27 protein-coding genes are annotated in these 26,301 nt (G+C 72.0%); 21 read left to right on the top strand and 6 right to left on the bottom strand.

Annotated features, from left to right (window positions below; translation table 11 throughout):
* Window positions 1–128: 128 nt before the first annotated feature.
* Window positions 129–866 carry a flavodoxin family protein gene (locus IE294_RS10305; RefSeq protein WP_189884501.1) on the top strand — a complete coding sequence of 246 codons (738 nt, stop codon included), beginning with the start codon at window positions 129–131 and terminating at the stop codon, window positions 864–866.
* A 60-nt stretch (window positions 867–926) separates the two neighbouring features.
* Here IE294_RS10305 and IE294_RS10300 read toward each other — a convergent pair whose 3' ends face one another.
* Complete coding sequence (locus IE294_RS10300) at window positions 927–1,277, bottom strand: hypothetical protein (RefSeq protein ID WP_189884498.1); 351 nt, start codon at window positions 1,275–1,277, stop codon at window positions 927–929.
* Window positions 1,278–1,571: 294 nt separating this feature from the next.
* Here IE294_RS10300 and IE294_RS10295 point away from each other — a divergent pair, with 294 nt between their 5' ends.
* The 3 genes from IE294_RS10295 to IE294_RS10285 all read left to right on the top strand — a co-directional run bounded on the left by IE294_RS10295 (window position 1,572) and on the right by IE294_RS10285 (window position 4,056).
* On the top strand, window positions 1,572–2,243 hold the full coding sequence (locus IE294_RS10295) for a HEAT repeat domain-containing protein (RefSeq protein ID WP_189884497.1): 672 nt from the start codon (window positions 1,572–1,574) through the stop codon (window positions 2,241–2,243).
* 3 nt (window positions 2,244–2,246) lie between these two features.
* The gene (locus tag IE294_RS10290; protein ID WP_189884495.1) at window positions 2,247–3,263 is read left to right on the top strand and encodes a MerR family transcriptional regulator; all 1,017 of its coding nucleotides are present in this window, start codon (window positions 2,247–2,249) and stop codon (window positions 3,261–3,263) included.
* A 94-nt stretch (window positions 3,264–3,357) separates the two neighbouring features.
* On the top strand, window positions 3,358–4,056 hold the full coding sequence (locus IE294_RS10285; RefSeq protein ID WP_189884493.1) for a 4a-hydroxytetrahydrobiopterin dehydratase: 699 nt from the start codon (window positions 3,358–3,360) through the stop codon (window positions 4,054–4,056).
* 32 nt (window positions 4,057–4,088) lie between these two features.
* Here IE294_RS10285 and IE294_RS10280 read toward each other — a convergent pair whose 3' ends face one another.
* A complete protein-coding gene (locus IE294_RS10280) occupies window positions 4,089–4,976 on the bottom strand; it encodes a helix-turn-helix domain-containing protein (RefSeq protein ID WP_189884491.1) in 888 nt (295 codons plus the stop codon).
* 179 nt (window positions 4,977–5,155) lie between these two features.
* Here IE294_RS10280 and IE294_RS49015 point away from each other — a divergent pair, with 179 nt between their 5' ends.
* The 4 genes from IE294_RS49015 to IE294_RS10265 all read left to right on the top strand — a co-directional run bounded on the left by IE294_RS49015 (window position 5,156) and on the right by IE294_RS10265 (window position 7,014).
* Window positions 5,156–5,284: a hypothetical protein gene (locus IE294_RS49015; protein WP_268252782.1), complete on the top strand. Its 129-nt coding sequence runs from the start codon at window positions 5,156–5,158 to the stop codon at window positions 5,282–5,284.
* Between the two features lie 38 nt (window positions 5,285–5,322).
* Window positions 5,323–5,730, top strand: a complete 408-nt coding sequence (locus IE294_RS10275) for a (R)-mandelonitrile lyase (RefSeq protein ID WP_189884489.1) — start codon at window positions 5,323–5,325, stop codon at window positions 5,728–5,730.
* A gap of 27 nt (window positions 5,731–5,757) precedes the next feature.
* Window positions 5,758–6,084, top strand: coding sequence for a carboxymuconolactone decarboxylase family protein (locus IE294_RS10270; RefSeq protein WP_189817111.1), 327 nt, complete (start codon window positions 5,758–5,760; stop codon window positions 6,082–6,084).
* 204 nt (window positions 6,085–6,288) lie between these two features.
* A complete protein-coding gene (locus IE294_RS10265; RefSeq protein WP_189884487.1) occupies window positions 6,289–7,014 on the top strand; it encodes an SDR family NAD(P)-dependent oxidoreductase in 726 nt (241 codons plus the stop codon).
* 236 nt (window positions 7,015–7,250) lie between these two features.
* On the opposite strand, the gene IE294_RS10260 is transcribed toward IE294_RS10265, so the two are convergent.
* Window positions 7,251–7,871 carry a CAP domain-containing protein gene (locus tag IE294_RS10260; RefSeq protein WP_229917101.1) on the bottom strand — a complete coding sequence of 207 codons (621 nt, stop codon included), beginning with the start codon at window positions 7,869–7,871 and terminating at the stop codon, window positions 7,251–7,253.
* A 761-nt stretch (window positions 7,872–8,632) separates the two neighbouring features.
* Between IE294_RS10260 and IE294_RS10255 the strand changes: the two genes are divergently transcribed.
* Window positions 8,633–10,795, top strand: coding sequence for an ATP-binding SpoIIE family protein phosphatase (locus tag IE294_RS10255; RefSeq protein ID WP_189884485.1), 2,163 nt, complete (start codon window positions 8,633–8,635; stop codon window positions 10,793–10,795).
* A gap of 106 nt (window positions 10,796–10,901) precedes the next feature.
* Here the strand turns inward: IE294_RS10255 and IE294_RS10250 are convergent, their stop codons facing one another.
* Both IE294_RS10250 and IE294_RS10245 read right to left on the bottom strand, forming a co-directional pair.
* Window positions 10,902–12,086 (bottom strand): beta-ketoacyl-[acyl-carrier-protein] synthase family protein, encoded by a 1,185-nt coding sequence (locus IE294_RS10250; protein WP_189884483.1) that lies wholly within the window; start codon window positions 12,084–12,086, stop codon window positions 10,902–10,904.
* Between the two features lie 291 nt (window positions 12,087–12,377).
* Window positions 12,378–13,010 carry an AAA family ATPase gene (locus IE294_RS10245; protein WP_189884481.1) on the bottom strand — a complete coding sequence of 211 codons (633 nt, stop codon included), beginning with the start codon at window positions 13,008–13,010 and terminating at the stop codon, window positions 12,378–12,380.
* Here IE294_RS10245 and IE294_RS10240 point away from each other — a divergent pair.
* Window positions 13,009–13,176: a hypothetical protein gene (locus IE294_RS10240; RefSeq protein WP_189884479.1), complete on the top strand. Its 168-nt coding sequence runs from the start codon at window positions 13,009–13,011 to the stop codon at window positions 13,174–13,176. The two genes, IE294_RS10245 and IE294_RS10240, sit on opposite strands and share 2 nt — an antisense overlap.
* Before the next feature lie 150 nt (window positions 13,177–13,326).
* On the opposite strand, the gene IE294_RS10235 is transcribed toward IE294_RS10240, so the two are convergent.
* Window positions 13,327–13,989: a GyrI-like domain-containing protein gene (locus tag IE294_RS10235; protein WP_189884477.1), complete on the bottom strand. Its 663-nt coding sequence runs from the start codon at window positions 13,987–13,989 to the stop codon at window positions 13,327–13,329.
* Window positions 13,990–14,306: 317 nt separating this feature from the next.
* Here IE294_RS10235 and IE294_RS10230 point away from each other — a divergent pair, with 317 nt between their 5' ends.
* Genes IE294_RS10230 through IE294_RS10180 form a run of 11 tightly spaced genes read left to right on the top strand, consistent with a single transcriptional unit; the run spans window position 14,307 to window position 26,300 of the window.
* On the top strand, window positions 14,307–15,662 hold the full coding sequence (locus IE294_RS10230) for a TrpB-like pyridoxal phosphate-dependent enzyme (RefSeq protein ID WP_189884475.1): 1,356 nt from the start codon (window positions 14,307–14,309) through the stop codon (window positions 15,660–15,662).
* 52 nt (window positions 15,663–15,714) lie between these two features.
* Window positions 15,715–16,824, top strand: coding sequence for a 2-deoxy-scyllo-inosose synthase (locus IE294_RS10225; protein WP_189884473.1), 1,110 nt, complete (start codon window positions 15,715–15,717; stop codon window positions 16,822–16,824).
* Window positions 16,825–16,850: 26 nt separating this feature from the next.
* Window positions 16,851–17,495 carry a class I SAM-dependent methyltransferase gene (locus IE294_RS10220; RefSeq protein ID WP_229917100.1) on the top strand — a complete coding sequence of 215 codons (645 nt, stop codon included), beginning with the start codon at window positions 16,851–16,853 and terminating at the stop codon, window positions 17,493–17,495.
* Window positions 17,496–17,521: 26 nt separating this feature from the next.
* Window positions 17,522–18,370, top strand: coding sequence for a sugar phosphate isomerase/epimerase family protein (locus IE294_RS10215; protein WP_189884471.1), 849 nt, complete (start codon window positions 17,522–17,524; stop codon window positions 18,368–18,370).
* Between the two features lie 5 nt (window positions 18,371–18,375).
* Complete coding sequence (locus tag IE294_RS10210) at window positions 18,376–19,293, top strand: TatD family hydrolase (protein ID WP_189884469.1); 918 nt, start codon at window positions 18,376–18,378, stop codon at window positions 19,291–19,293.
* Window positions 19,247–20,500 carry a tyrosine decarboxylase MfnA gene (gene mfnA, locus IE294_RS10205; protein WP_189884467.1) on the top strand — a complete coding sequence of 418 codons (1,254 nt, stop codon included), beginning with the start codon at window positions 19,247–19,249 and terminating at the stop codon, window positions 20,498–20,500. Before IE294_RS10210 ends, mfnA begins: the two co-directional genes overlap by 47 nt.
* 5 nt (window positions 20,501–20,505) lie before the next feature.
* Window positions 20,506–21,981, top strand: coding sequence for a B12-binding domain-containing radical SAM protein (locus IE294_RS10200; RefSeq protein WP_189884465.1), 1,476 nt, complete (start codon window positions 20,506–20,508; stop codon window positions 21,979–21,981).
* Window positions 21,978–23,033 (top strand): zinc-dependent alcohol dehydrogenase, encoded by a 1,056-nt coding sequence (locus IE294_RS10195; protein ID WP_189884463.1) that lies wholly within the window; start codon window positions 21,978–21,980, stop codon window positions 23,031–23,033. The genes IE294_RS10200 and IE294_RS10195 overlap by 4 nt, the downstream gene beginning before the upstream one ends.
* A complete protein-coding gene (locus IE294_RS10190; protein ID WP_189884461.1) occupies window positions 23,030–24,364 on the top strand; it encodes a phenylacetate--CoA ligase family protein in 1,335 nt (444 codons plus the stop codon). Before IE294_RS10195 ends, IE294_RS10190 begins: the two co-directional genes overlap by 4 nt.
* A complete protein-coding gene (locus tag IE294_RS10185; protein ID WP_189884459.1) occupies window positions 24,361–25,140 on the top strand; it encodes an NAD(P)-binding domain-containing protein in 780 nt (259 codons plus the stop codon). Before IE294_RS10190 ends, IE294_RS10185 begins: the two co-directional genes overlap by 4 nt.
* On the top strand, window positions 25,137–26,300 hold the full coding sequence (locus tag IE294_RS10180; protein WP_189884457.1) for a BtrH N-terminal domain-containing protein: 1,164 nt from the start codon (window positions 25,137–25,139) through the stop codon (window positions 26,298–26,300). The genes IE294_RS10185 and IE294_RS10180 overlap by 4 nt, the downstream gene beginning before the upstream one ends.
* Window position 26,301 lies beyond the last annotated feature (1 nt).

The raw sequence follows: 26,301 nt of genomic DNA, 5'->3' as shown, positions 1-26,301 counted from the left end.
CGGGTGCGCGGGGTGCCCCGGCCATTCGGAGGTGTCGTGGTGGCGCCTGCCGGAGGTGGCCCACACGCTTGGTCTGGATGTGGACGCGCCGCCGTGCAGGGGTGGCGACAGGATTCCGGGAGGACCGTATGACCGCTTCGTCGCCCTCCACCGAGACACCTCCGGCCCGGTACGACGACCTGAGGGCCCTGGTGATCAACTGCACCCTCAAACGCTCGCCGGAGACGAGCAACACCCAGGGTCTGATCGACCGGAGCACCGGCATCCTGGCCGCCCAGGGCGTACGGGTCGATGTCGTCCGGGCGGTGGACCACGACATCGCCACCGGCGTGTGGCCCGACATGAGGGAGCACGGCTGGGAGACGGACGCCTGGCCGGACCTGTACCGGCAGGTCATGGCGGCCGACATCCTCGTGCTGGCCGGACCGATCTGGCTGGGCGACAACAGCTCGGTGACGAAGCAGGTGATCGAACGCCTCTACGCCTGCTCCAGTCTGCTGAACGACGCCGGTCAGTACGCGTACTACGGCCGTGTCGGCGGCTGCTTGATCACCGGCAACGAGGACGGCGTCAAGCACTGCGCCATGAACGTCCTCTACAGTCTCCAGCACCTGGGGTACACCATCCCTCCCCAGGCCGACGCGGGATGGATCGGTGAGGCAGGGCCCGGGCCCTCCTACCTCGACCCCGGCTCGGGCGGACCGCAGAACGACTTCACCAACCGCAACACCACGTTCATGACCTGGAACCTGCTGCACCTGGCGCGGGCGCTGAAGGACCTGGGTGGCATCCCCGCCTACGGCAACCAGCGCACCGCCTGGGACGCCGGCTGCCGCCACGACTACGAGAACCCCGAGCACCGGTAGCCATGACCGCCGCCCCGCGCGGTGCGTGCCGGCCGGCACGCGGCCTGGACGGGCACCGTCTCATGTCGCCACCGGCGCGGAGCCGTGTTCGGTGCGGAGCAGGGCGATGTCGTCGGCCCGGTAGGAGGAACCGCGGGCGTGGTGCAGGAGCCGGCCGGCGAGTTCGTCCGGCGAGTCCGCGCGGTCTTCCGCCGCCGCTGCGATCCCGTACGCGCAGACGGCGCGCGCCGATCCGGCCGCGGCCGAGCGAGCCGGGGTCTCGACGGCAGCCGTCCCCGGCTCCCACTGCACGGGCTCACCGGTACGGGCGCGGAGCCCGGCCAGAACGTCACCGAGCCGGCAGGCGATGCCGCGAAGGTGGCGGGGCTGGTCCTTGGACAGCCCCTCGCCGCCCGGTGCGGCCGGCCACATGATCGCCGACGCTCTCCACCGCGGCGGTCGCGAGCAGGTCCGCACACTCAGCCGCCCCGCCGTCCGTCGGGCGCAGGTCAGAGCGCGGGCGCGTCCCCGACCGTGGCGCTCCTGCCGGCCCGGCCCGGCCCGGTCCGGCCCGCCCCGGCCGGCATTCCTCCGCCCGAAGCACAGCCCCTCCGGCCCGGCCGCCGATCACTCCAGCGATCCGCTGAGAAGACGTACCCGCGCAGCGGGCTGTTTGACCTTGACACGGTGACAAGGTCTTCACTGCTCGCCGAGGAGGTGGTCTCGATGACGATCCCGAGACAGGACACGGAAGCGGTACGCGTGCTCCACCGGTTGGAGGACAGCCGGCCGTCCGTGCGGCTGCGGGCTGCCATGACGGCCGGCACGACACCCGACCCGCGCTTCGTCGACAAGCTCATCGAGCGATGCGCGATCGAACCCGAGTTCTTCGTCCGCGACATGCTGACCTGGGCGCTCACCCGCCATCCGGTGTCCATGACGCTGCCCGGTCTGCTCCGCGAAGTCCGCTCGGAGCGGGCACAGGCACGGAGCCAGGCGCTGCACACACTGTCCAAGATCGGGGACCGTCAGGCGTGGCCGGCGATCACACGGACACTCCTGTCCGACCCCGACGACGAGGTGGCGCGAAGCGCCTGGCGCGCCGCCGTCGTGCTCGTGCCGGAAGGCGAGGAATCCGCGTTGGCCACGGCGCTGGCGACACAGCTCGGGCGCGGCGAGCGGGAGACCCGGCTGAGTCTCAGCCGGGCACTGGTCGCACTGGGCGAAGTGATCGTGCCGGCTCTCCGTTCTGCGACGATGGCCCCTGACCCGCGCACCCGGGCGCACGCGCTCGCCACACAACGGCTGCTGCGCGACCCGGACACCGGGTTCGACTTCGCGATCGAGGAGGCGAAGCGCGTCATAGCCCTCGGCGGGCCCGGCCAGGAGGAACGATAAGGCGTGTTGATCGGTGAGGTGGCACGGCGGTCGGGGGTCAGCGCCCGCATGCTCCGGCATTACGAGTCGCTCGGTCTGGTGCGCCCTTCGGGCCGTACCGGCTCCGGATACCGGGAGTACTCCCGCGAGGACATGCGCAGGATCTTCCACATCGAGAGCCTGCGGTCGCTGGGACTGTCGCTGCGCGAGATCGCACGCGCACTCGACGATCCCGGCTTCACGCCCTCGGCGCTCGTCGACGACCTCGTCCGTCAGACGCGCGACCGCATCGCGGCCGAGACCGAGCTGCTCACGCGCCTCAGCCGTATCCGTGCCGCGGACCCCGCCGGCTGGGAGGACGTCCTCCACGTCGTCGCGCTGCTCCAGGCGCTGGGGTCGAAGAGCGCCGACGCGCGCCAGCGCGCGGCCCTCTCCTCGGCCGACGAGGTTCCGGTACCGGTGGAGGCCCTGGTCGAGGCGGCACTCGGCGAGACGGAGCCGAACGTCGCCGGGGCCCTTCGATGGGCGCTGGCGCGATCCGGCGACGGAGGCACGGCGCTGCTGGCGGAGGGCCTCGGCTCGCCGGTGGCCGCGGTGCGGGAACGTGCCGTCCAGTGCCTCGCCGAGATGCCCGGTGCCGAAGCCTCCGAGCAACTGCGGGACGCTCTCGCGAACCCCGATGTCGTGGTGCGCGGGCATGCGGCTCTGGCACTCGGCACCCGTGGTGCGGTGGATGCGGTCCCGGCGCTCGTCGACATGATCGTGGCGGGAAGGAACGACACCGACGCGGCCGATGCGCTGGGCGTGCTGGCCGACGACACCACGGCAGCGGATCAGATCGCGACCATGCTTGTCGACCGCCTGGCCCACGACACGACCGAAGCGCCTGCACGCGGGCGGCTGACCCAGGCGCTGGCGGGCATCCCGGGAACGAGGGCGACAACTGCCCTCGTGGCGCTGTCACATGACCTGGACCGTGCCGTCGCGCTGACCGCGGCATACCTCCTTCAGCTACGCGGGGCGGGTGCGGACGGCCCGTAACGTGCCCGCCGGGTCGCCGCGCGTACGTGTCCGCCCTCACGCACCGGACCCGGTGCGCGAGGGCGTTGTCAGTCCTGCCCGCTAGGTTGAGCGCATGACGTACATCGAGGGCGAGATCGAGCGTGTCCGGCCGCAGCGGTTCCATGAGACCGCGGGCCTGGAGGACTGGCGTGTCCTGGGAGAGGGAGCCTGTGCGTATTTCCGCGCGGGGTCGTTGGCCGCTGGTGCGAGGCTCGTGCAGGCGATCAGTGAACTGCCCGACGCCGAGGCGGGACACCCCGACATCGACGTGCGATACGACGGCGTGACCGTGCGACTGATCACGCTCACCGACGACTTCTACGGGCTGAGCGCGAGGGACGTCGAACTCGCCCGGAGCATATCGGCCTTGGCGCGCACGCTCGGGATCCCGGCGGACCCGTCCGCCGTTCAGACCGTCCAGGTCACCGTCGACGCGCTCGCAGGGCCGGATGTGGTGCGGTTCTGGCGTGCGCTGCTCGGCTACGCCGATCGAGCGAACAGCCCTGAGGACCTGATCGACCCGCACCGCCGCGGGGCGCCCTTCTATTTCCAGCGGATGGACGCACCACGTCCGCAGCGCAACCGGGTGCACGTCGACGTCTGGGTGCCCTATGACCAGGCCGAAGCGCGCATAGCGGCGGCGATTGCCGTCGGCGGCAGGTTGGTGAGCGATGCCCATGCGCCGTCGCACTGGGTGCTGGCCGACCCGGAAGGCAACGAAGCCTGCGTCGGAACGGCCGGCTGGATCGGCCCGGACCCCACGCGGCGGTGACCGTGTCCAGCGGACGGGCAGTCAGCCGGCGGCTACCGGCCGTCCGCCGGAGCGGGCCGGACCGGGACGTCCGTCTCCTGCGTGGCGGCCCAGGAGGCGAGGAGTCGCAGGGCCTCGTGCTCCGGTGTACCGGGGGCGGCGCTGTAGGCGGTGAGGGTCAGGCCGGGCAGCGCCGGTAGTTCCATGGCGTCGAAGTCCAGGGTGAGGGCACCGACGGCCGGGTGCCGGAAGGACTTGCGGCCGGTGTGGTGCAGGCGCACGTTGTGCTTGGCCCAGGCTGTGCGGAATTCCTCGCTGCGGGTGACGAGTTCGCCGATGAGCCCGGTCAGGCCGCTGTCGTGCGGGGCGCGTCCGGCCTCGGTGCGCAACAGGGACACGGTGGTGTTCACGGACTCCTCCCAGTCCGGGAAGAAGTCCCGGCCTCGTGGGTGGAGGAACTGGAACCGGGCGATGTTGACCGACCGGGTGGTGCTGTCGGGGAAGAGAGGGGAGTACAGCGCGCGGCCGAGGCGATTGGTGGCCAGGATGTCCAGGCGGCCGTTGCGCAGGAAGGCGGGGGAGTCGGTCATGGACTCCAGGACGCGCAGGACGCTGTCCGGCAGCGGGCCACTGCGTTTGGTACGGCGGACGGGGCGCTTGGCGGCGGCGCGGGCCAGGTCGTGGAGGTGGGCGCGTTCGGCCTCGTCGAGCTGGAGGGCGTTCGCGACGGCGCCGAGGACTTCTTCCGAGGCGCCGGCGAGGTGGCCGCGCTCCAGGCGGACGTAGTAGTCGACGCTCACACCGGCGAGCAGGGCGACTTCCTCCCGGCGCAGCCCCGGCACGCGCCGGTTGCCGCCGTACGCAGGCAGGCCCGCCTGCTGCGGGGTGATCCTGGCGCGGCGGGAGGCCAGGAACTCGCGGATATCGCTCTCGGGTCTCACGATGGTCAGGCTATGCCGGATGCCGCACGTGTGGGGGGTCCTGCCAGTACCTGGAACAGCAAGCCCTTCCCCACCCCGCCGGCCTGCGGTTTCCTCGATGACGGCGGCTGCACCCGGGAAGATCGCCGACGAGCCCGAGGCGTCCTGCCTCCTGGTCACCGATGGAGTACTCCCTCGTCATGAGCGAGGTCTCCGGTGACGACTGCCTCGCCGCCGTCGAGGCCCAGGCCAGGGAACTCCCCGTCCAGGTCGACGCCTCCCGCGAGCCGGGCCCGGGCCTCACCGGGGCCGGCACCGGCGCCGCCTGATCCATCCCCGAACCCGCACCTTCCGAGAGGGACACACCATGGAATTCGTCAAACAGCAGGCCACGGTCAAGGCCCCCGCGCACTGGTTCACCGGCGACGTCTGGTTCGACGTGCTCTACGCGGGCCAGGAGCCCTCCCGGATGCGCGCCAACATGGTCCGCTTCTCCCCGGGCGCCCGTACCCACTGGCACTCCCACGTCCTGGGCCAGACCCTGCACGTCGTCTCCGGCATCGCCCTGATCGGCACCCGCGACGGCACCGTGTTCGAAGCGCACCCCGGCGAGACCGTCACCTGCCCCCCGAACGAGGAACACTGGCACGGCGCCACGGCCGACCGTTTCATGGAACACATCGCGATGTGGGAGGGCAAGGGCGACGGCAGCGAGGAAACCACCTGGAACGAACCCGTCACCGACGAGCAGTACAACCGCCCGCACAGCCGCTGACCCGCGCCGAACCGACAAGGACCTCCGATGACCGACCAGCCCCAGCAGATCGGCGGCGGACGCCGTACCATCGGTGACTTCGCTCCGAAGCTCGCCGAGCTCACCGACGACGTCCTGTTCGAGGACGTGTGGAACCGCCCCGAGCTCGCCGCCCGCGACCGCAGCCTGATCACCGTCGCCGCGCTCGTCGCCGGCGGTGACGCCGACCAGCTCCGCTTCCACCTCGGACGCGCGAAGGAGAACGGCGTCACCGAGACCGAACTCATCGAGGCGATCACCCACCTCGCCTTCTACGCCGGCTGGCCCAAGGCCATGACGGCGATCACGACCGCGAAGCAGGTCTTCGCAGCCTGAACACCGGGGAGGGGCCGCCGGGCTCCTCCCCTCCCGGCAGCGTATGCGCACACGGACCCGGCACCCGGGCCGGCTCAGGGGACCGGCCCGGACGGAAGGAGGCATTCCCATGCGAGGAACAGTCCGGCACGATGCCGAAGCGGCCCTCACACTCCCGGCGGTGGCGTCTTCCCGGACATCGCGCGGGCGACAGGGGGTGCGACCTTGAGCCGGATCCTGGTGACCGGCTCCGCGGACGGCCTGGGACGTGCCGCGGCCGACTCGCTGCTGTCCGCCGGACACGCGGTCGTGGTGCACGCCCGCAGCGAGGAGCGCGCGGCGGCCCTCGACCCGCTGGTCGATCGCGGGGCGCACCTCGTGGTCGGCGACTTCACGGACCGCGACGCCGTACGGCGCATCGCCACCGAACTGAACGGCGCGGAGCCGCTCGACGCCGTCATCCACAACGCCGGCGTCTGGAGCGGGCCAGCCGTCATGCCGGTCAACATCATCGCCCCGTACCTGCTGACGGCCCTGCTCCGCGGCCCGCGGCGCCTGGTGTACCTCAGCAGCGGCTCGCACTTCGGCGGGCGGCCCCTGCTCGACGGTATCGACTGGCGGGGACGGAGCGCGGGGTCGTACGCCGACAGCAAGCTGTTCGTCACGACACTCGCGACCGCGGTGGCCCGCCTCCGCCCCGACGTGCTGAGCAACGCCGTGGACCCGGGCTGGGTACCGACGAAGATGGGCGGGCCCAACGCACCGGACGACCTCGAACTCGGCCATCGGACGCAGGAGTGGCTGGCCTCCGGCGACGACCCCGAGGCGCTCACCACCGGCGGGTACTGGTACCACCGCGAGCGGCAGGAGCCGCACCGCGCTGTCCACGACGAGGCGTTCCAGGACCGTCTGCTGCGGGCACTGGCACAGGAGACGGGGACCGCGCTCTGAGCAGGCGGCGAAGCCTCCCCGCGGTCGGCCGGGGAGGCTTCATGCCGGCGCGGTTCCCGCCGGCCAGGCACCGAGGGCGGCCTGGTCGGCGGACCCGGTCGTCCCGCGGGGCTCCCTCGGACAACGGCCGGCGCCCCTCGGGCGACGGCCCGGACGATCGGAGCGACGGTGAGCAGGACGGCGGCGCCGGTCGGTTGACCGCCTGGACGGGGCTTCAGCCAGCCGAAGCCGGTGCGTCACTGCTGGCAGCTTCCGAAGGTGACGACGTACGTTCCGGCTCCGCTCGCGTCTGTGCCGGCCGGGTCGGCGGCACCGGCCTGAGCCCAGCGCCCGATCTCACGCAGTCCGGGATCGAGGATGTTCGCCCGGTGGGGCGGTGAGTTCATCCACCAGTTGACGGCGGCGTCCGGCGTCCCCGCGCCTCCCCAACCGTTGTAGGCGATCTCGGCGATCCGCCAGGACACGGGGTTCGGGCAGTAGCCCGCTCCCTGGATACGGCTCTGCGGTGTCGAGCCCGTCTGCGGGTTGGTGTGCGGGTCCTTGCCCGGTCCCCACCACTTCTGCTCCACGGACGCCGAGGCGTGCTCCTGAGCCGCTGTCGTCAGGTTCTGGTTGTAGGTCAGGGCCGGCAAACCCCGCTGCGTGCGCTGGGCGTTGATGAGGCACACGACCGCTTCCCTCACCTGGAAGTTGCGGCGGTTGGCGAGGTGGGTATGGCTGAAGCTCGGAGCGCGAGCGGAGGCCACGCAGTCCTGGGCCCAGGCGGGTGACGCGGTGAACGGCACGAGTGTCGTCGACAGGGCTCCGGCCACCGCGAGACCCACTGCGGTTCCGGTAAGTGAGGCCCGGTTTCTCATGGAAGTTCCACCTCCCGCGATCATGAACAGAAATGCCGATCGGCGCGCGGGGCTCCCCGAAACTTGGATCCACCTCTCAGACTGCCATCCGGCCACCCTGATCGCTATTCGGTGCGGGGCGGACCGGAAGACCCTGCCCTGCCCTGCCCGTGCGGTCTCCGGCGACCAGGCCCTGCGCCGCCATGCAGGAGCCGTAACTCACCGCGATTGTCCGGGAGATGGGTCGTGGCTCGGATCATTCGTGCACCTGACGTGGCACGCCCGCTGGCAGGCGAAGCGGGGGATTTCCAGCGGGGTTTCGAACGTCCGGCAGTGCGGTGTTGTCGCAAGTCCCGGGCCGCCAGGGCACTTTCGCATGCGACCACCCTTCTCTGCCCGCAGGCAGGGTGTACCAGCGGGGGCGGGGCGATCCGCAGGACGGAGTCAGGGCCGTCGAAAGGCGTGCGCAGCCGGGCGAGCGAGCGGCTGACGGCCGGCCGGCCCGTGCGGAGCCGTGCCGTGGCGCGGGGACCGACGGCGTCGGCGCCCAGTGGTCCGGCGCGTGGCCTACCCGGGCGGGCGACGGCCTGAGGCGTGGTCGGCGCGGCCCTACCGACCGCTCCTCCTCCCTCACGGTCCGCGTTCGGCCCGCGATGCGCTGGTGTGGGCGAAGCGACCCCTGCTGTTATTCAATGAGGTGTGCGGTCAGGGATCTCGGGGCCCCCGTCGCACGGGTCCGAGTACGGCCCCGGCGCTGCGCCGGGGATTGCTGAGAGAGCTGCATGGACTCCACACCCTCCCCATCGTCCTCTTCGGCGTTCGACCTGGTCAGCAGGGCCTTGGGGCGCTACATCCCGCGCGGCGGAGCGGCACCGGACGACGGTCCCGCCGACGCGCAGGGCGACCGCACCAGGCGCCGGCGCGGCCCGGAGGACCCGTCGGCCGGGCGTCAGGAGCAGATTCTCGGCGCGGTGAACCTGGACAGGGATCTGATCATCACCCGCTGCAATCTCGACGCCCCGGTGTTCGCGGGTCTCGACGCCGTGGTCGGCAAGCCGTTCGTCGGTCTCCTGCCCCACGGGGACGTACCGACGGTCACCCGGCGGTTGCGTCAGGTCGTGGAGACCGGTGAGGCGCACGTGGCCCGGATCCAGCGCCTGCGGCGCGGCGACGGGTCGGAGCTGGTCGTCTCGATGAGCATCCTGCCCGCCGCGGCACCCGAGGAGGGCCTGACCGTCTCCCTGATCGCGATGGCCAGGAGGCTGCACCTGTACGCCGCCGAGACCGCGATCGGCACCTCGCTGGACATCGGCGAGACCGCGCAGTCACTGGCGGAGTCCCTGTTGGCCTGGGGAGACGTGGCCGCCGTCGACCTCGACTTCGCCGTGTGGACGGGCGAGGGAGTCACCGGCCGGGCGAAGGGACGTATCCGACTACGGCGGGCGGCCCTGGTGCCGGACCGGGCGTGGCCCGAGGGCTACGTGACTCCGGGCGAGGATCTCCCCGGCGACGCGAGCCGCCTGCTGGCGCAGGCGGTACTGCGGGACGACGCCCCGCAGACCATCGTCATACCCGACCGGGAGGCGGTCGAGCGGGTGCTCGGCAGTCCGCGGGTCGTGCGGGCCCTCGTGCCCGGTGACCGGTCGGCGGGCGTGGCGTGCATCCCGCTCGTCCTGGACGGCGCGCCGCCCGTCGTCCTGGGCGTGGCGGAGGTCTGGCGGCGGGCGGACTTCCCCTTCCGCGACAACGAGCTGCTCGACCTACAGGAGCTGGTGGCCAGGACCGCCCACCACGTCGACCTGGCTCGTCAGCACCAGCGCGAGCACACGCAGGTGCTGGCCTTGCAGCGCCGGCTCCTGCCCCGGACCGGCGGCGACACCATCGAGATCGCCAGCGTCTACCAGCCCGCCACCCCCGACAGCGCGGGCGTCGGCGGTGACTGGGTGAACAGCTTCCCACTGCCGGACGGCCGCACCGCGCTGGTGGTCGGCGACGTCGTCGGACACGGTCTGGGAGCCGCGGCGACCATGGGCCAGCTGAGCATGGAGGCCCGCGCGCTGCTGTCCGCCGGGCTCGCGCCGGACGAGGTACTGGAGCACCTGGACGAGACCGTCTCGCTGCTGGACGACGCCGACACCGGGCTGACAGCCGGCTACAGCGCCCTCGGCTCGACCTGCTGCATCGCCCTCTACGACCCGGTCAGCCACCGCGTGACGCTGTCCAGCGCCGGCCACCTCCCCCCGGTCCTGGTCTCCCCGGACGGGCGGGCGGGCCCGCTTGAGGTCCGCCCCCACCCCGGCCTCGGCGCCGAGTTCGCGCTCCGGGAACCGTTCGACGTGCACACCTTCGCCGCGCCCCCGGGCTCCCTGCTCGCCCTGTACACCGACGGCCTGGTGGAGGATCCGGCCGTGCCGATCGACGAGGGCATCGGCAGGCTGGCGGACGCCGTGTCCACGGTGCACCCCTGGGACACCCTCCAGCGGGCGGCACGGCACGTCGTCTCCGCGCTGGCACCCGCGCGCCAGCGCGACGATGTGACCCTGCTGCTCGCCCGGATGATCGGCTACCGCAAGGGGGACACCGCGACCTGGCGGCTGCCCGCCCGCGCCGACGCCCCCGCCCGTGCCCGCACGCAGGTCTCCGTGCTGCTGCGGCAGTGGCGCACGAAGGACGACACCCGGGACAACGTGGTGCTGCTGGTCAGCGAGCTGGTCACGAACGCCGTGCGCTTCGCCACCGGCCCCGTCACGGTACGGCTGATCAGGTCCGGCCACGGCCTGCTGTGCGAGGTGGGCGACACCGGCAGCGGCAGCCCACGTCTGAGGCGGGGCGGCCTGCTCGACGACGACGGTCGCGGCCTGCACATCGCGCACAGGCTCACCACCCGCTGGGGGGTCCGGTGGACGGACACCGGCAAGGTGGTGTGGGCGAGAGTCGCGACGTGACGCGGCTACGCCTGTACGGGTGGTGCGGGCTGGTACTGGTACGGGTGGCGGCGCGGCGCCAGGTACTGGTACGGCCTGATACCGGTACGGGCGGTGCGGCGCCGTACTACAGCCACTCCCCTTCCAGGGCGGTGGCGGTGAGGCCCGGTGCCGCCGCGTAGAGAACGGCGCGACTGCCCGGCTTCTGCCCGGCGTCATGCGCCCGCCGCAGGATGTCGAACACGGCGGCGCCTCCGCGGTTGCCGGTGGTGTAGCTGTCCCGGCTGTAGTCCAGCAGCCCCGACGGCCAGGCGTCGGGCATCGTCTGCTCCATGTACTCCAGCACCCGGGTCCCGCCGGGGTGCGCGAGCAGCACGTCGGGGTGCCAGGCGTCGGGGTGGTCCTGGTAACGGACGCGCAGCCACTCCCACATCGCGGTGACCGTCTGCTGCACGGCGCGCGGCCCGCGCCGGTCCATCACGAAGTGGGTGCCGTCCGCCCGCGTCTCCAGGCGGTGCAGGTCCTGGGTGCCGGGCAGGGTGTGATGCCAGGCGGCGTCCAGCCGCAGCACCGACTCGTGCCTGGGGCGGCCCGTGACCACCGCTGCGACCGCGGTGTCCGCGAACAGCAACCGGACGATCAGCGACTCAAGGGTGTCGTCGGCGGGCTGGTAGGTCGTGCTCAGCGCCTCCGAGACGACGACCAGGACCACTCGGTCGGGGTCCGCGGCCACGAGGCCCGCGGCCAGCGCCAGGGAGCGGGTCCCCGCGACACAGGCCCACTGCGTGGCCGGCAGCAGCATCACGTCGTCGCGGAGCGCAAGCTTGTTGGCCAGGGCTATGTCCAGACCCGGCAGCGCCGGGGTGGTGGAGTGACTGGTGATCAGACAGTCGACGTCCGCGGCGTCCAACCCGGCGATCTGGAGGGCCCCGCGCGCCGCGCGCTCCCCGTAGGTCCGCACGGCCTCCCAGGCCGGTCCGGTGCGCTCCTGGACGGTCTGCGGCGCGGGTATCGCCTCAAGTGCGGCGATCACGCGGTCCACGTCCTGCTGGGTGAACCCGTCGCGTGCCAGTGCGTCTTGGGCCGGCTCGACACCGACGGCCCGCAGGCCGCCGCCGTCGCCGGGCGCGATGGCGGTCTCCAGCGGCAGCATCCACCCGCGGGTCTCGATGCCCGTACTGGCCGCGATGCCGTCGATGCGCGGCGCCCACGTCGCGTGCGGGTGCCGGTCGCGCACCTCCGCCACGATCTGGCTGGTCTGCACGGGGTGCTCGCCGTGTATCACGGCAGGAGGACAGAGGTAAGCGGCCATGGGGCACCTTCCCAGCGGAACAGGAGGAACTGGAGGAACTGGAGGAACTGAAGGAACAGGGAGAAGGGTGGGATGTCACCGATGTTGTGGCATGAGTCACTGTGCGACTTCACGCTCAAGGGGACGCCGATAAGCACCACTTCGGGAGTCGGCATCCGTTTCGAGCATGAACGCCACATGGACATTTCCGCTGTGATGCAGACAACTTAGGCGACGGTTGAAGTGCGTGACACGGCACACATCGCTGCGTCAGGGGCTACCCGAGGGCGGGTGGAGGTGGCCGGCGGGCACTCAGTCGAACCGAATGTGCTTGATCCCTGTCCAGGCCCGCCGCGCACGTCCTCGCAGCGCTCCGTCCCTGTTCGGCGCGAGCGCCAGGCCGACGGCGGCGGCGATGTGCTCGGCCACCTCGGGCACGGTGAGGTGGTCGGTCCACACCTGGTCCCCGAACTCCTCCGCACGCAGGCGCTCCAGGCAGAGGTCGAGCTTGGACACGGCGAAGCTCTCCCGCCGCAAGGGGGCGTCCTTGCCCGCGACGAACTGGACAACGTGTCCGAAACCGCGCTCGCGCAGCCGACGCAGCACGGTCTCACGCTCGGCCAGCAGTGCGAAGTGCCGAACATCGTGGCCGCGTTCGCGCAGGCGGCCCACGGTCTCGCGGAAGTACGCCGGCTCCACGATCGTCATGGGCACGATCACCGTCCCCTCGTGCCCGCTCAGGACGTGATCCAGTACTTCGAACACCCCCTGCCGCCAGACAGCGAGGTCCTGGAAGTCTCCGCGCAAGGACGGGGGCATCATCCGGTGCAGACCGAAACCGACGTGTTCGGGATCGCAGACGACACTGCCGGCGAGCCGACGTCGGAGTTCGTAGGCGGTCTGCGTCTTGCCGCCACCGAAGGGGCCATTGATCCACAAGAGCATGCACCCGACCCTAGGAGGCCGGGGCGGTTGTCAGTGGTACGTGCCCGCCTTCGCCCATGAGTTGCGCTACGGCAGGGCCGAGGAAGCCTCCGCCCGCACCGCGCACGTCGCCTCGTCCATGGGGCTCATCCGCTTCGACCCCCAGGAGCGCCGGCTCAGACCATGAGGCCTGACCGCGCCGCCGGTGCCGCGGCCGGTTCACCCCGGCCGACTCGCACCATCGCGGCGCACTCAGGATCCCCCGGTGCCGGTGCCGGTGCCGGTGCCGGTGCCGGTGCCAGTGCCGTGTCCGGGCGGAGACGCACCCGCGCCCGGGTCACCGGCCCCGTCGGCGAACCGGCTGGCGCAGGATGGTGCGCAGCCGGGACGGGGGAGCGGTGTGGGACGGCACGAGGTAGATCTCGTGGTGCCTGCCCGCGGGGACGAGACCCTGTGCGTCGAGATGGCGGTGGAGGGCGCCGACCGTCGCGGGCTCGTTCTCGATCGGGCCCTCGTGCAGCACCTGGACACACAGGCCCTCTCGCAGGGTGCGCGCCCCCAGGGCGGACACCGCGGCGGCGGCTTCGGGAGTGGGGCAGTCCCCGGTGAGTTGCGCGCGGGCCGCCGCCAGCGTGGCGGCGTCCACCGCGTGACGCTGTCGGAGCAGGAGGGTCCAGCGCCAGCTCGTGCGGTCGCGCCAGCAGGCCGGGTCGCCGCTGTGCAGGTTCAGGTCCGGATCGGTGCTCCACCACAGACCTTCCAGCGGGCTCGGCCCGTGGTCCGCGTCGCCGGGCCGAGGCCCGCCGGATGCCGCCGCCACCGCTGTCGCCGCCGCGTGGAGCGTCTCGATCGCGGCGGCGAACAGCTTGGAGTCCTGGGGATCGCCCTCCCCGTCGACGGCGAGGTACTCCAGGGGAGGCACTTCGAGCAGAGCTGGTACGGATGTTGCTTCGTAGAGTCCGTGATATGGATGGTGCTGCGTGGTGTTGCCCAGGGACATGCGCGCGGTTCCTCGTGTTCGGGCTTTTGCCGGGAGTCATGGGGCCGGCCCCGCGTCTTCGAGGCGCTGCGGAGCCCGCCTCCTGTGAGAACGCGCCAGTGCCACACAGGGCACGGGTGAGCGAATCAGTCATATAGGTCAAGCGGTCGAGTCCGGTACGAGTGTCCTTTGACTCGAACGGTCAACGTCCCGGGCCGACCCTCCCCCTGCCGCCGTCCAGCGATGAGGCTTCTCGTCGTGTCCCGGACGAGCAGAGAGGGGATCTGGATGCACGCCACTGAGGAGCCGTTCCACCCGCCGCGGATGCGGAGCGGGGCATGAGCGGCGGACCGCGGCCCGCGCCGGGCGCCAGGACCCCGGGCCCCGACTGGAACCCGACCCCGGTCATACCGAGCGGTGCCCCGGACGATGTGCCCGAAGCCTGGTTCAACCTCGTACCCAATCTGCCGGTCCCCCTGCCGCCGGCCAGGGACGGCGACGACGGCCAGCCCTCCCGGCTCGCGCTCCAGCGCCGGATCCGCCTCGCCGCGGTGCAGGAACAGGACGCGTCCACGGAGTCCTTCCTGCCCATCCCGCAGCGGGTCCGCGAGGAACTCGCGGCCATCGGCCGCCCCACCCCGCTGCTGCGGGCACGGGCCCTGGAGGCTCATCTTCAGACGCCTGCCCGGATCTACCTCAAGCGCGAGGACGTGCTGCCCACCGGCAGCTTCAAGCTCAACTCCGCCATCGCACAGGCGTACTTCGCCGCACAGCAGGGCGTACGGACGCTGGTGACCGAGACCGGAGCGGGGCAGTGGGGCCACGCGGTGGCCTGGGCGGCGCGGCTCTTCGGTCTGCACGCGGTGATCTTCTGGGCCGGCGTGTCGGCGCGGCAGAAGCCCGGCAGGCACACGGTGATCAAGCTGCTCGGCGGCGAGGTGTACCCGTCGCCCAGCGAGCGGACGCAGGTCGGCAAGGCGCTGCTGCGCGACGGCCGTCATCTGCTGGGCTCCCTGGGCACGGCCATCGGCGAAGCCATCAGCTACGCGCAGGACCATCCCGAGACCCGGTACATCTCGGGCAGCAACCTGCCCCATGTGCTGGCGCACCAGTCCGTCATCGGACAGGAGGTCAAGGCTCAGCTCGCGGCGCTCGGCGAGACCCCGGACACCCTGATCGCCTGTGTCGGCGGTGGCAGCAACCTGGGTGGTCTGATGGGCCCTTACCTGGCGGACAAGGCCGAGCGCGGCGACGGACTGACGCTGATCGGCGCCGAGTCGGCCAGCGCACCCCGGCTGACGCGCGGCGAGTGGCGCTACGACCACGCCGACCCGGAAGGCATCACGCCGCTGACCAAGTCCTACACCCTCGGCCGTGACTACGAGCTGCCCGAGACCCATGTCGGCGGCCTGCGCCAGCACAGCGGCTCGGCGGTGGTCGGCGTGCTGCGCAGCCAGGGCCTGATCGACGCGGTCGCCTACGAGGAGGCGGAGGCGTTCGAGACCGGCTCGCTCATGCTGCGCCACGAGGGCGTCCTCATCGCCCCCGAGTCCTGCCACGCGGTGCGTGCCGCCGTCGACCGGGCGATCGAAGCCCGTCGTACGGGCCGCGCCGAGACCATCGTCGCCTGCGTGAGCGGCAACGGTGCCCTCGACCTGGAGGGCTACACCGCGCACCTCGGTGACGGTGCCTGAATCCGCCCCCGTGCGCGGACCGCAATCGTCCGCCATCCCATGAAGGAGCGAAGTGGCCAGGGGAACCATCATCGAGCTGTCGAGCGGAGTGAGCCCCAGCTGTCCGTACTACCTGGGGGACGGCATCGCCGACCAACTGCCGGCGTATCTGCACCGGCATGCCTTCGACGAGATCTACCTCGTCACCAGCGACCGGCTGCACGCCCGGTTCGGCAAGGAACTGGCCCGGACGCTGAGTGACGCGAACATCGCCGTCAACGTACTGACCGTGCGCGAGGGGGAGTCCGCCAAGGGCTGGCAGCAGCTCACCGACCTGTGCGAGCGTCTGGTCGCGGCCGGCGTCACCAAGGACTCCCTGGTCATGGCGCTCGGCGGCGGCATGATCAGCAACATCGTCGGCCTCGCCGCGGGACTCACCTACCGGGGCATCAGGTACGTCGAGGTCCCGACGACGATGCTGAACCTCACCGACGGCTCGCTCAGCAACAAGCAGGCCGTCAACGGTTCCCTGGGCAAGAACCAGTTCGGGATGTACCACGCGCCGCTGTTCATCTGGGCGGACGTCGCCTACACCCGCGAGGAGCCGGTCCGCCAGCACCGCAGCGCCATCACCGAGGCGATCAAGAACGGCCTGGTCAACGACGCGGCCTGGTTCGAGCGGCTGGAGAACCTGCTCACGCCGGACCTGGCCGCCGTCCGTGACGACCTGCTCGGCTTCTGCCACGACGTGGTGCGCAGCAAGCTGTCGATCCTCGCCCTCGACCCCGGTGAGCGGCACGCGGGCATCATGCTCGAATACGGCCACACCGTCGGACACGCCGTGGAGTTCCTCGGCAACGGCAAACTGCTGCACGGCGAAGCGGTCGGCATCGGCATGTGCGCCGCGGCCAAGGTGGGCGTACGCCTCGGTCTGTGCGAGCCCGAGGTGCTGCACCGACAGGAACACATCCTCAAGCACCGGCTGGGCAGCGTCGTGGCACTGCCCGAGGAACTGACGGCCGAGCAGATCGTCGAGGTCATCCTCAGCGACAACAAACGCCGCGCCGGAGCCGCGATCCGCTTCGTGCTCGTGCCCCGCGTCGGCACCGTGCGCTGCGTCGACGGCGACTACGAGACGCCCGTCGCCGAACCACTGCTCAAGAGCGTCCTGACCGAGGCCTGATCCACCGACACCACAGGGATGGGCTCATGAACACCACAGTGCACCACACACCCGAGGTGGAGGAGACGATCTACCGTCTCGACGGGCCGCTGCGCTGGGCCCTCGGCGAGGTCCAGGGACTGTTGCGCACGGCACAGGCCGCGCCGGGGCAGCGGGTCCTGGACGTGGGCGCGGGCACCGGGTACGCCACGATTCCCGCGGCCCGCGCGGTCGGCCCCGACGGCAGCGTCCATGGCGTCGACGGCAGCGCCCCGCTCCTGAAGGTGCTCGAAGGCCGCGCCGCGAAGGAAGGGCTCACCGCACGCGTGACCACACAGGTCGGCGCCCTCGCCCCCCTGGACGTGCCCACCTCCAGCGTCGACCTGGTGCTGTGCACCTACGTTCTGCACGAACTGGCCGAGGACGCGGCCCTGGCGGTCGCCGAGATGCACCGGGTCCTCAAACCCGGTGGCCGCGTCGCCATCGCGGACTACCGCAAGACCCCGGACGTCGCGCGCAACCGGGAGATCGAGGCCTGGTACGCGCGGCAGCCCGACGGCGCGGGACCCGACGAGCGCCATCTGCGCTTCTCCCTCGAAGAGCTGGAGCAGATGCTGCGCGGTGCCGGCTTCCAGCAGATCGACCTGCGCACCTGGCACGACTTCCACACCCACGCCATCGCCACCCGGTGACGGCCCCACCCTGCGAAGGAGCCCCTGTGCACCGCTTGAGCTACAACGCCAACGGTCTGCGTAACCTCACCGTGGAGCGGGCCGTCGAGGAAGTCGCCGAGGCCGGATACGACGGCATCGAACTCTCCCTGCACCCCGCGCACATCGACCCGTTCTCCTTCTCCGACAACGAGGCGTCGGTCATCCGCAAGGCGCTGGAGCGCACCGGCATCGAGGCCTGCTGCCTGGCCGCGGGCGCCGACAACCTGCTGAGCGAGGAGAGGTTCGAGCCGTCGCTGGTCCACCCCGACGCAGCCGGCCGCGCCCGCCGCGTCGACCTCGTCAAACGGTCCATACGCATCGCCGACATGCTCGGCATCCCGCTGATCAACTTCGCCACCGGCAAGCGCAAGCCCGAGGTGGACCCCGCCGACGCGCGACGCTGGCTCGTCGAGGGCATCACCGAGATCCTCGACAGCACGGACAGCGACGTCACCCTCGCCATGGAACCCGAACCGGAGTTCTTCCTGGAGACCAACGCCGCGGTCGCCCAGCTCGCCCGGGAGCTGGACAGCCCGCGCTTCGCCCTCGCCCAGGACCTCGGGCACTGCCGGGTGGTGGAGGAGGACTACCTCGCCTCCGTCGAACGCCACCTGCCGATCACCCCCGTGTTCCAGGTCGAGGACATCAAGGGCCGCACCCACTACCACGAGATCCCCGGCGACGGGGACATCGACTTCGTGGAGTTCTTCCGCATCCTGCGCCGCGGCGGCTACGAGGGGCACGTCAGCGTGGAGCTGTACAACCACAGCGACGTCTACCGGCACGCCCTGCGCCGCAGCCACGAGGTGCTCACCGCGGCCGCGGCCTCCGCCGAGTCCTCCTCGGAAGACTGACCACCGTGCGGCCGGCCACCGCCGCCGGCCGTGCGACCCCCGCGCCACAGCTCCTGGCGCCCCGGGGCGCGCACGGACCCGGCCTCGTCCCGCTCTTCGACCACCACATCCACAGCGACCTGCGCAACGCCGACGACTACGAACTCATGGCGGTCAGCGGTGTGACGAGTGCGCTCGCCCCCTGCTCCAGCTCCCACGAGCGCCGCTCGTCGGGCGACGCGTTCGCCGCGCGGTTCGAGCGGCTCATCGAGGTCGAGACCGCCCGTGCGGCGGTGTACGGCATCGACCTGTACGTGGGGCTGGCCGTGCACGCCGCCGACATGAGCGATCTGCGCAGCGCTCTGGAGGGCGTCGACGAACTCCACAAGCGGCTCGGCCACCCCCGGGTGAAGGCCCTGGGCGAGGTGTCGCTCCGCCACCACACCAGTGACGAAGTCACCCTGCTGGAGAGGCAGTTGCGGCTTGCCGCCGACACGGGGACACCGGTGATGGTGGAGACCCCGCCGCCGCTGGAGGCGTTCACGGCGATGCTGCCGCTGCTCGCCGGCGCCATCGAGCGCTCGGGCATCGATCCGGGGCGTGTCGCCGTGATGGACCTCGACGAGCACAAGCTGCGCCTGGTCCACGACCACGGTGGCTTCGACGGGCTCGGTGGCTACGGCCTGCCGGTCTCGCCGCGCACGGACGCGCTGTTCGCCGTGCGCCAGAAGGTCACCCACCGTGAGGTGATGCGCATCCTCGACAGCCGGGGGCCGGAGCGCCTGATGCTCAACACCGGCTTCCACTTCGGCTCCGCCGACCCGCTCGGCCTCGGCAAGACCGTCCATCGCCTCCGCCTCGGAGGCGTTCCGGAACAGACCGTGAGGGCTCTCGTTCATGGAAACGCTGCTGGGTTCTTCGACATCCCGCACCGGATCGGCTGACCGGGCGGCACCCGCCCGGCCCACGGGCCTGCCCGAGCACGGCCGGGACACGGCGGCCGTCCTCGCCGGCCTGGACGCACTGCGCCGCGACGACCGCGACTACGCCGACGGCACGGTGTTCAACTCCATCTGCTCCGCGCCGCTCCCGGTGGCCCGGCAGGTCTTCGCCCAGGCACTTGACACCAACATGGGCGACAACCGGATCTTCCCGTCGCTGCGGCGCGCCGAGGCGGAGGTGACGGCGCTCCTCGGCGACCTCCTCGGGCTTCCCGAGGCCGGGGGAGTGGCGACCTCCGGCGGAACCGAGGCCAACCTCCTGGCGGTTCTGGCCGCGCTGCGCCGGGACGGGCAGCGCGCCCGCACGGGCCGTCCCGCGCGGATCGTGCTGCCGGAGAGCGCCCACTTCTCCTTCGACAAGATCCTCGCGATGCTGGGCGTGGAGCCCGTGTACGCCCCGCTCACACCCGACCTGCACGTCTGCGTCGAGACACTGCGGTCCCTCGTCACCGAGGACACCGCGCTCGTCGTCGCGACCGCCGGCACCTCCGAGACCGGAGCCGTCGACGACGTCCCCGCCATCGCGGAGCACACCCGGGCCCTGGGCGTGCCGTTGCACGTCGACGCGGCGACCGGCGGCTTCCTCGTCCCCTTCGCCCGCGACCTCGGCCACCCACTGCCGCCGGTCGGCCTCGATGTCCCGGGAGTCACCTCCGTCACCCTCGATCCGCACAAGTACGGCGGCGCGCCCATCCCGGCCGGCCAGCTCCTGGTGCGCGACGCGGCGGACCTGGACCGGCTGCGCGTCGCCTCCCACTACCGCGGCACCCACGACCACCACGGTCTGCTCGGCACCCGCCCCGGCGCCGCCGTGCTCGCCACCTGGGCCGCGCTGCACACCATGGGCCGCGCCGGCTACCGCACGCTCGTCGCTTCGGTCTTCGAGCGCAGGGAGCTCCTGCTCGGCCTGCTCCGCGGGGCCGGGTTCGCCGTCGCCCCCGCGCCGGACCTCACCGTCGTCACCGTGCGCCACCCGGCGCCCGGACAGCTCGTCGACGCACTGGAACGGCGGGGGTTCATCGCCTCCGTCGCCCGCCGCTACGGACTCCTGCGCCTGGTCGTGCACTGGCACCAGAGCGAGGAGCAACTGCGGGCGCTGGTCGCCGCCCTGACGGACGCCGACCGTGAGATCGGGGGCGGCGCCGGATGAGGGTCATGTTCGTCTCCGTCAACAAGCTCAAGTCCTTCCGCCCGGTGCTGCCCATCGGCATGGTCACCGTGGCGACCCAGGTGCGGGCCGCGGGGCACGACGTACACGTCCTGGACCTGATGTGGGAGGAGGAGGACGAGAAGGCGGTGCGCGAGGCGGTCGCCGCCTTCCGGCCCGACGTCGTGGGGATCTCCATCCGCAACGTCGACTCGCAGAACATGCTGGAGCCGGTCATCTACACACCGCTCGCCCGGGAGGTCGCCGACTGGGCGCGTGCCGAGCGGCCCGGTGTGACCGTCGTCCTCGGCGGCCCCGGCTTCTCCACGGTGCCGGACGACCTGATGGACTTCGTGGGCGCCGAGTACGGCATCACCGGCTTCGCCGAGGAGTCCATGGTGCCGTTCCTCGCCCACCTGCACCGCGGCACCGAACCGGCGGACGTGCCCGGCGTGATCTTCCGCGCGCCGGACGGCTCCTACCACCGCAGGGACCCGGTCTTCGAGATCGACTACCGCAAGGCCGCCCGGCCCGACCCCGAACTGTACGACCCGCGCTACTTCACCTACTCCTACGAGACCCACGACCGCAGTGAGAAGGTGCCCGCCACCATCCAGACCAAGAAGGGCTGCGTGCTGGAGTGCGTGTTCTGTAGCAACTTCCTGGTCGACGGCACCGGGGTGAAGTTCGACGACGTCAAACGGGTGGCCGATGAGGTGGAGCGGCTGCGGGACGAGGGACTGGAGGTCCTGGAGATCGTCGACGGCGTCTTCAACCTGCCCCTGAACTACGCCGTCGAGGTGCTGCGGGAGTTCGTCCGGCGCGGCATCGAGATGCCCTGGTCCTGCATGATCAACCCGGGGAACGTCACCCCCGAACTCGTCGACCTCATGGTCCGCACGGGCTGCTACTACGTCGAGTTCGGCACCGACTCCTGCAACGACCGGGTGCTGCGCCGGCTGAAGAAGAACTTCCGCCAGCGGCAGATCATCAGCGCCCACCGGCAGTTCGAGCAGGCCGGGATCCGCGTCGAGCACTGTCTGTTCATCGGCAGTCCGGGAGACGACCGGGACTCGGTGCGGGAGACCTTCGACGTGATGTCCGGCCTGGTGCCGCCCGGCGCTCCCGAGGCCCACGCCTACTGGACCCTCGGCCTGCGCGTCTGCCGCGGGACCGCACTGCACACCACCGCCGTCGAGGAGGGCCTGCTCACCGGCGACGAGCGGTTCATCGTGCCCAAGTACTACGTGTCCCGGGACGTCATCGAGGACAGCGCCCTCCTCGACGAGATCCAGGAGCGGGTGCTGGCCAACGACAACTGGTACCTGTGGTGGGGCCTGCGCACCATCGGCCTGCGCGAGCGCATCCGCATGGCGCGCCAGGAGAGCGAGCGGATCGAGGCCGAGCTCCTCGCCCATCTGCCCGAGCGCCGCCCCACCCCCCTGCCCGCCGCCCTGACCACCCGTCGGGAGGAAGGCCGATGAGCCGCGTCCAGGACCTCGTGCTGACCGCACCCGGCGAACTCCACACCGCGCACCGGGTGCCGCCGCTGCCCGCGCTCGGCGCCGACGACGTCCTCGTCGAGGTGGACCGCATCACCCTGTGCGGCAGCGACCACCGCCTCTACGACGGCACCTACGGAGGCCCGCGCGCCTACCCGATCCGCTTCGGCCACGAGTGGTCGGGCCGCGTGGTGGACACCGGCCGCGACGGCGCCGCGCTGCTCGGACAGTGGGTCACCGGCGACTGCTCCCGCTGGTGCGGCGACTGCGCCGGCTGCTCCAGCGACCGGAACCTGTGCCGGCACATCGAGAAGTTCGGGATCACCGTGGACGGATTCTCCAGCCGCCGCAAAGTCGTCGACCGGCGCTACCTCTACCCCGACACCTGCGCGCTCGGCGCCGGGCTGCTCGCCCTCACCGAGTTCTTCGCCGTCGCCGACCACGGCCTGCGCCGCCTCGCCCCCGGTGCCGACGACGACGTCCTCGTCATCGGCGCGGGCGCACTGGGCCTCGCCTCCTACCTGATCCTGACCGGCCACTACGGGGTCCGCTCCGTGCGGCTGCTGGAAGCGGACCCCGCCAAGGCACAGCGGGTGCGGGAACTCTTCCCCGCCGCCCTGGTCGAGCCCCCGCCCCCGCCCGACGACCGGGCCACGGGCTACGCCGGGCTCGCCGAAGGCGCCGACCACCCGGTCGTCGTCGAGTGCTCCGGCAGCCAGGCCGGCCTGAACACCGCGCTGACCCTCGCCCGGCCGGGGGGCCGCGTCCTCTGCTTCGGCCTGCGCCGCAGCACCGAGATACGTACGGACCTGCTCGTGGTCAAGGGGCTGACGCTCATCGGGTCGATCGGGGGCACGGGCAGCTTCCCGGCCGTCCACGCGTTCCTCGACGCCCACCGGGACCAGGCCGCCCGGCTGGTCACCCACCGATTTCCGGCCGACGCCGCCGAGCAGGCCTTCGCCGCCCCCGTGACGGGCGGACGGGCCGCGGCCCGGATCAAGACCCAGATCGTCTTCGGGGAGGAAGACCAGTGACCGAGACCACCGTCCCGCCCCACCTGCGCTACGACGAGATCCGCCGCGCGGCCTGCGCCGACCTGGAAGCGTTCGACAAGCTCACCCCCGACCGGGCGGCCGAGCTCCAGCTCGGCCGGCTGCGGGAGTCGGTGGCGCACGCCCTCACGGCCTCTCCCCACTACCGCCGGAACTGGGCCGCGCACAGCGGCACGCGGTTCGACACCCTCGACGACATCCGGAAGCTGCCGTTCACCACCAAGGGCGACCTGCGCGACGCCTATCCGTTCGGCCTGGTCGCCGCCGACCGGCGGGAGATCATCCGCTATGGCGAGTCGACCGGCACCACCGGCCGCCCCACGTCCGCCGTCATCACCTACGAGGACTGGATACGCGGCAACGTCGCCGTCGAGCGCTCCGTCAGCCATGTCTTCGGCCCCGGCGACCTCGTCTTCATCGCCATCCCCTACGAACTGGCCTTCGCCTCCTACGACCTCGACCGGGCCCTGGAACAGGCGGGTGCCGGCGTGGTCGCGGTCGGCACGCTCAGCCGGGTCTGCCCCTTCGAGCGCATGGTCGAGATGATGTGGACCGTCAAACCGACCGGCCTGGTGTGCACCCCCAGCCGGGCGTTGCGGCTCTACGACCTGCTCAAGGACAGCGGACGCGACCCCCTTGAGGTGGGCCTGCGCACCTTCATGTACGTGGGGGAGACCTGCTCGCCGGCCAAGCTCTCCAAGATCGCGGACCTGTGGGGGGTGCGCCTGTCCAACGCCTACGGCTCGACCGAGACCAACTCGCTCGGGCTCACCTGTGCCGAAGGCAGCCTCCACCTCACCGAGGACCGGCACCTGTTCGAGGTGATCGACCCCGAGACCACCGAGCCCGTCGCCGACGGACACCCGGGCGAACTCGTGCTGACCAGCCTGGTCAGCCGGGCCATGCCGCTGCTGCGGTACCGCACCGGTGACTTCGTCACCGTACGGTCCGCGCCGTGCGCCTGCGGCAGTCCCCGCCGCACCCTCGACCACCACGGGCGGGTCAGCGAGCAACTCGTGGTCGACGGCAGGCGGATCAACAAGCTGGCGCTGGAGGACATCGTGCTGTCCACCCCCGGCTCCGGCCTGTACTGGGCGGCCGGGGTGACCGGCGCCGGCCTGGAGATCCGGGTCGAGGCCGACGCCGGCGACCCCGCGCGGCTGTGCTCCGACGTGGCGGAGCGGGTCGCGGCGGCCATCGGCATCACGCCCGTCGTCGAGCCGATCGACCGCACCCTGGTCCGGCGCGCCATGGACCGGATGCTCAAGCCGGGCAGCCTCACCCTCGAAGACCTCGCGGCGGCGGCCTCATGACGGGCGCGACCGCACTGCGGACCGTCGGCATCGCCGGGACGGGCCGCCTGGGCACGGTGCTCGCCGCCCGTCTGAAGGACCGGTTCGCCGTGCTTCTGTACGATACGGACCGCGCCTGTGCCCGGCGCGCCGCCGCGACGACCGCCCTGCCCGTGACGGACGCCGAGACCCTGGTCACCGCCGACGCGGTGCTGCTGTGCGTGCCGCCCGAGAAGACGGACGACGCGCTGCTGGGCCTGGCCCGCCGCGCCGCGCGCGCCGGCCGCCGGCCGCTGTTCGTCAGCCTGGCGACGAGCGTGCCCACCGCCCGCCTGCGCTCCCTCCTGGCGCGGTCCCCGGACCTGCTCGGCATCGACGTCGTCGGTCTCAAACCGGTGTGCCAGTTCGCCGCCCTCGCCCGCGGTGTGCCCACCGTCCTGGTCACGCAGGACACCGGCCGCCTCGACGACCTGCGTCACCTCGCCTCCGGCCTGGGCACCCTCCTGGTCGGCGACGAGAGCGTCGTCGGCCCCGTCAACCGGGCCGCCACCAAGGCAGCGCTGCGTGCCTGCGACGGGCTCGCCGACGAACTCTCGGCCCGGGGCGTGGACCCCCTCCTCGTCCGCGCCGCCGTGCGCAACGTCCTCGCGGGCACGGCCCTCGACCACCCGCCGGCACCCGACAACTCCTACACCCGCTCGGTGCTCGCGGAACTCGCGGCCGAGCAGGCCCACCCGCGGCCCCTGTCGCGGACCGTCCCCGCGACCGCCGCCGAAACGAAGGGAACGCGCGCATGACCGCCCACGCAGTCGGCCGCGAGAGCCCGACCGCCCCCACCCTGAACCGCTTCGGCGGCGCCCACTGCGAGACCGCCGCCCTGCACAAGGTGCTCGCCCACCACGGCACGGAGGTGAGCGAGCCGCTGCTGTTCGGCGTGGCGGGCGGCATCAGCTTCATGCACATGCCCAAGGGCCCGGAGGGCCGTGCCTTCGTCGGAGGCCGCAACGGCCCCTTCCCCGACTTCACCCGCCGCATGGCCGCCGGCGTCGGCCTGCGCCTGGAGGTGGTGCTCCCCCCCGACCCGGAGACCGCGTGGGAACAGGTACGCGGCCAACTCACCCTCGGCAGCCCGGTGATCGTCTACGGCGATCTGTTCCACCTGCCGTACTACCAGGCCACCCGGCACTTCGGCGCGCACGCCTTCGTCGTCCTGGACCACGACCCCGACGCCGGGACCGTCACCGTCTCCGACCGGTGCGTCGCCCCGCGCACCCTCTCCCTGGACGACCTGGCCGCCGCCCGCGGCTCCGAGCACCCGCCGTTCCCGCCCCGCCACGCCTGGCTGCGCGCCGACTGGGCGGCGGCCCGGGAACCGTCCGCGGACGACATCCGGCACGGGGTGCGCGTGTCCTGCGCCGCCATGCGGAACCCGGTGGTGCCCACCTTCGGACTGCGCGGGCTGGCGGCCTACGGCGCGGGTCTGGACCACCTCGTGCGGCGCAGCCCGGCCGAGGACGTCGTCACCGCCCTCAGCGGCGCCTACGTCGACTTCGAGCTGGCCGGCACCGGCGGCTGCGGCTTCCGGGCGATGTTCGCCGACTTCCTCGCCGAAGCGGCCACCCGCACGGCGGACCAGGCGCTCGAACGGGCGGTGCCGCTCGCGCGCGGTGCCGTGGACGCCTGGCACGACTTCCTCGCCCTGCTCCTGCCGTCCTGGACCCCCGCGTTCACCGAACTGCGCGACACCCTGAACGAGCGCGACCAGCGACTGCTGCGCGGCGGCACGCAGGACCAGGACGCGGCAGCCGCCCTCGGAGCCCGGCTGCCCGAGCTGCGCACCGCCGCCGCCGAAGGACTCGACCCGCTGCGCGAGCAGCTCTCCGGGCAGCTCCGCTCGGCCGCGCAGCGGGTCGTCAGGACCGAGGAGACCCTGTTCGACGTACTGAAGGAGGTGTGAC

It is taken from the genome of Streptomyces canarius (genome assembly GCF_014650735.1).
In the GTDB taxonomy this organism is placed as follows: domain Bacteria; phylum Actinomycetota; class Actinomycetes; order Streptomycetales; family Streptomycetaceae; genus Streptomyces; species Streptomyces olivaceoviridis.
The sequence above is the reverse complement of the archived record's forward strand: the minus strand, read 5'-3'. Positions and strand labels throughout refer to the sequence as shown.

What these genes read in the sequence shown, in the direction of transcription:
- IE294_RS10275 (WP_189884489.1), top strand. Translation starts at nt 5,323, where the DNA reads ATGGAATTCGTCAAACAGCAGGCCACGGTCAAGGCCCCCGCGCACTGG.
- IE294_RS10250 (WP_189884483.1), bottom strand. Translation starts at nt 12,086, where the DNA reads ATGGCCGCTTACCTCTGTCCTCCTGCCGTGATACACGGCGAGCACCCC.
- IE294_RS10295 (WP_189884497.1), top strand. Translation starts at nt 1,572, where the DNA reads ATGACGATCCCGAGACAGGACACGGAAGCGGTACGCGTGCTCCACCGG.
- IE294_RS10270 (WP_189817111.1), top strand. Translation starts at nt 5,758, where the DNA reads ATGACCGACCAGCCCCAGCAGATCGGCGGCGGACGCCGTACCATCGGT.
- IE294_RS10255 (WP_189884485.1), top strand. Translation starts at nt 8,633, where the DNA reads ATGGACTCCACACCCTCCCCATCGTCCTCTTCGGCGTTCGACCTGGTC.
- IE294_RS10220 (WP_229917100.1), top strand. Translation starts at nt 16,851, where the DNA reads ATGAACACCACAGTGCACCACACACCCGAGGTGGAGGAGACGATCTAC.
- IE294_RS10200 (WP_189884465.1), top strand. Translation starts at nt 20,506, where the DNA reads ATGTTCGTCTCCGTCAACAAGCTCAAGTCCTTCCGCCCGGTGCTGCCC.
- IE294_RS10180 (WP_189884457.1), top strand. Translation starts at nt 25,137, where the DNA reads ATGACCGCCCACGCAGTCGGCCGCGAGAGCCCGACCGCCCCCACCCTG.
- IE294_RS10230 (WP_189884475.1), top strand. Translation starts at nt 14,307, where the DNA reads ATGAGCGGCGGACCGCGGCCCGCGCCGGGCGCCAGGACCCCGGGCCCC.
- IE294_RS10245 (WP_189884481.1), bottom strand. Translation starts at nt 13,010, where the DNA reads ATGCTCTTGTGGATCAATGGCCCCTTCGGTGGCGGCAAGACGCAGACC.
- IE294_RS49015 (WP_268252782.1), top strand. Translation starts at nt 5,156, where the DNA reads ATGAGCGAGGTCTCCGGTGACGACTGCCTCGCCGCCGTCGAGGCCCAG.
- IE294_RS10195 (WP_189884463.1), top strand. Translation starts at nt 21,978, where the DNA reads ATGAGCCGCGTCCAGGACCTCGTGCTGACCGCACCCGGCGAACTCCAC.
- IE294_RS10305 (WP_189884501.1), top strand. Translation starts at nt 129, where the DNA reads ATGACCGCTTCGTCGCCCTCCACCGAGACACCTCCGGCCCGGTACGAC.
- mfnA (WP_189884467.1), top strand. Translation starts at nt 19,247, where the DNA reads ATGGAAACGCTGCTGGGTTCTTCGACATCCCGCACCGGATCGGCTGAC.
- IE294_RS10185 (WP_189884459.1), top strand. Translation starts at nt 24,361, where the DNA reads ATGACGGGCGCGACCGCACTGCGGACCGTCGGCATCGCCGGGACGGGC.
- IE294_RS10240 (WP_189884479.1), top strand. Translation starts at nt 13,009, where the DNA reads ATGCACCCGACCCTAGGAGGCCGGGGCGGTTGTCAGTGGTACGTGCCC.
- IE294_RS10300 (WP_189884498.1), bottom strand. Translation starts at nt 1,277, where the DNA reads ATGTGGCCGGCCGCACCGGGCGGCGAGGGGCTGTCCAAGGACCAGCCC.
- IE294_RS10235 (WP_189884477.1), bottom strand. Translation starts at nt 13,989, where the DNA reads ATGTCCCTGGGCAACACCACGCAGCACCATCCATATCACGGACTCTAC.
- IE294_RS10260 (WP_229917101.1), bottom strand. Translation starts at nt 7,871, where the DNA reads ATGAGAAACCGGGCCTCACTTACCGGAACCGCAGTGGGTCTCGCGGTG.
- IE294_RS10285 (WP_189884493.1), top strand. Translation starts at nt 3,358, where the DNA reads ATGACGTACATCGAGGGCGAGATCGAGCGTGTCCGGCCGCAGCGGTTC.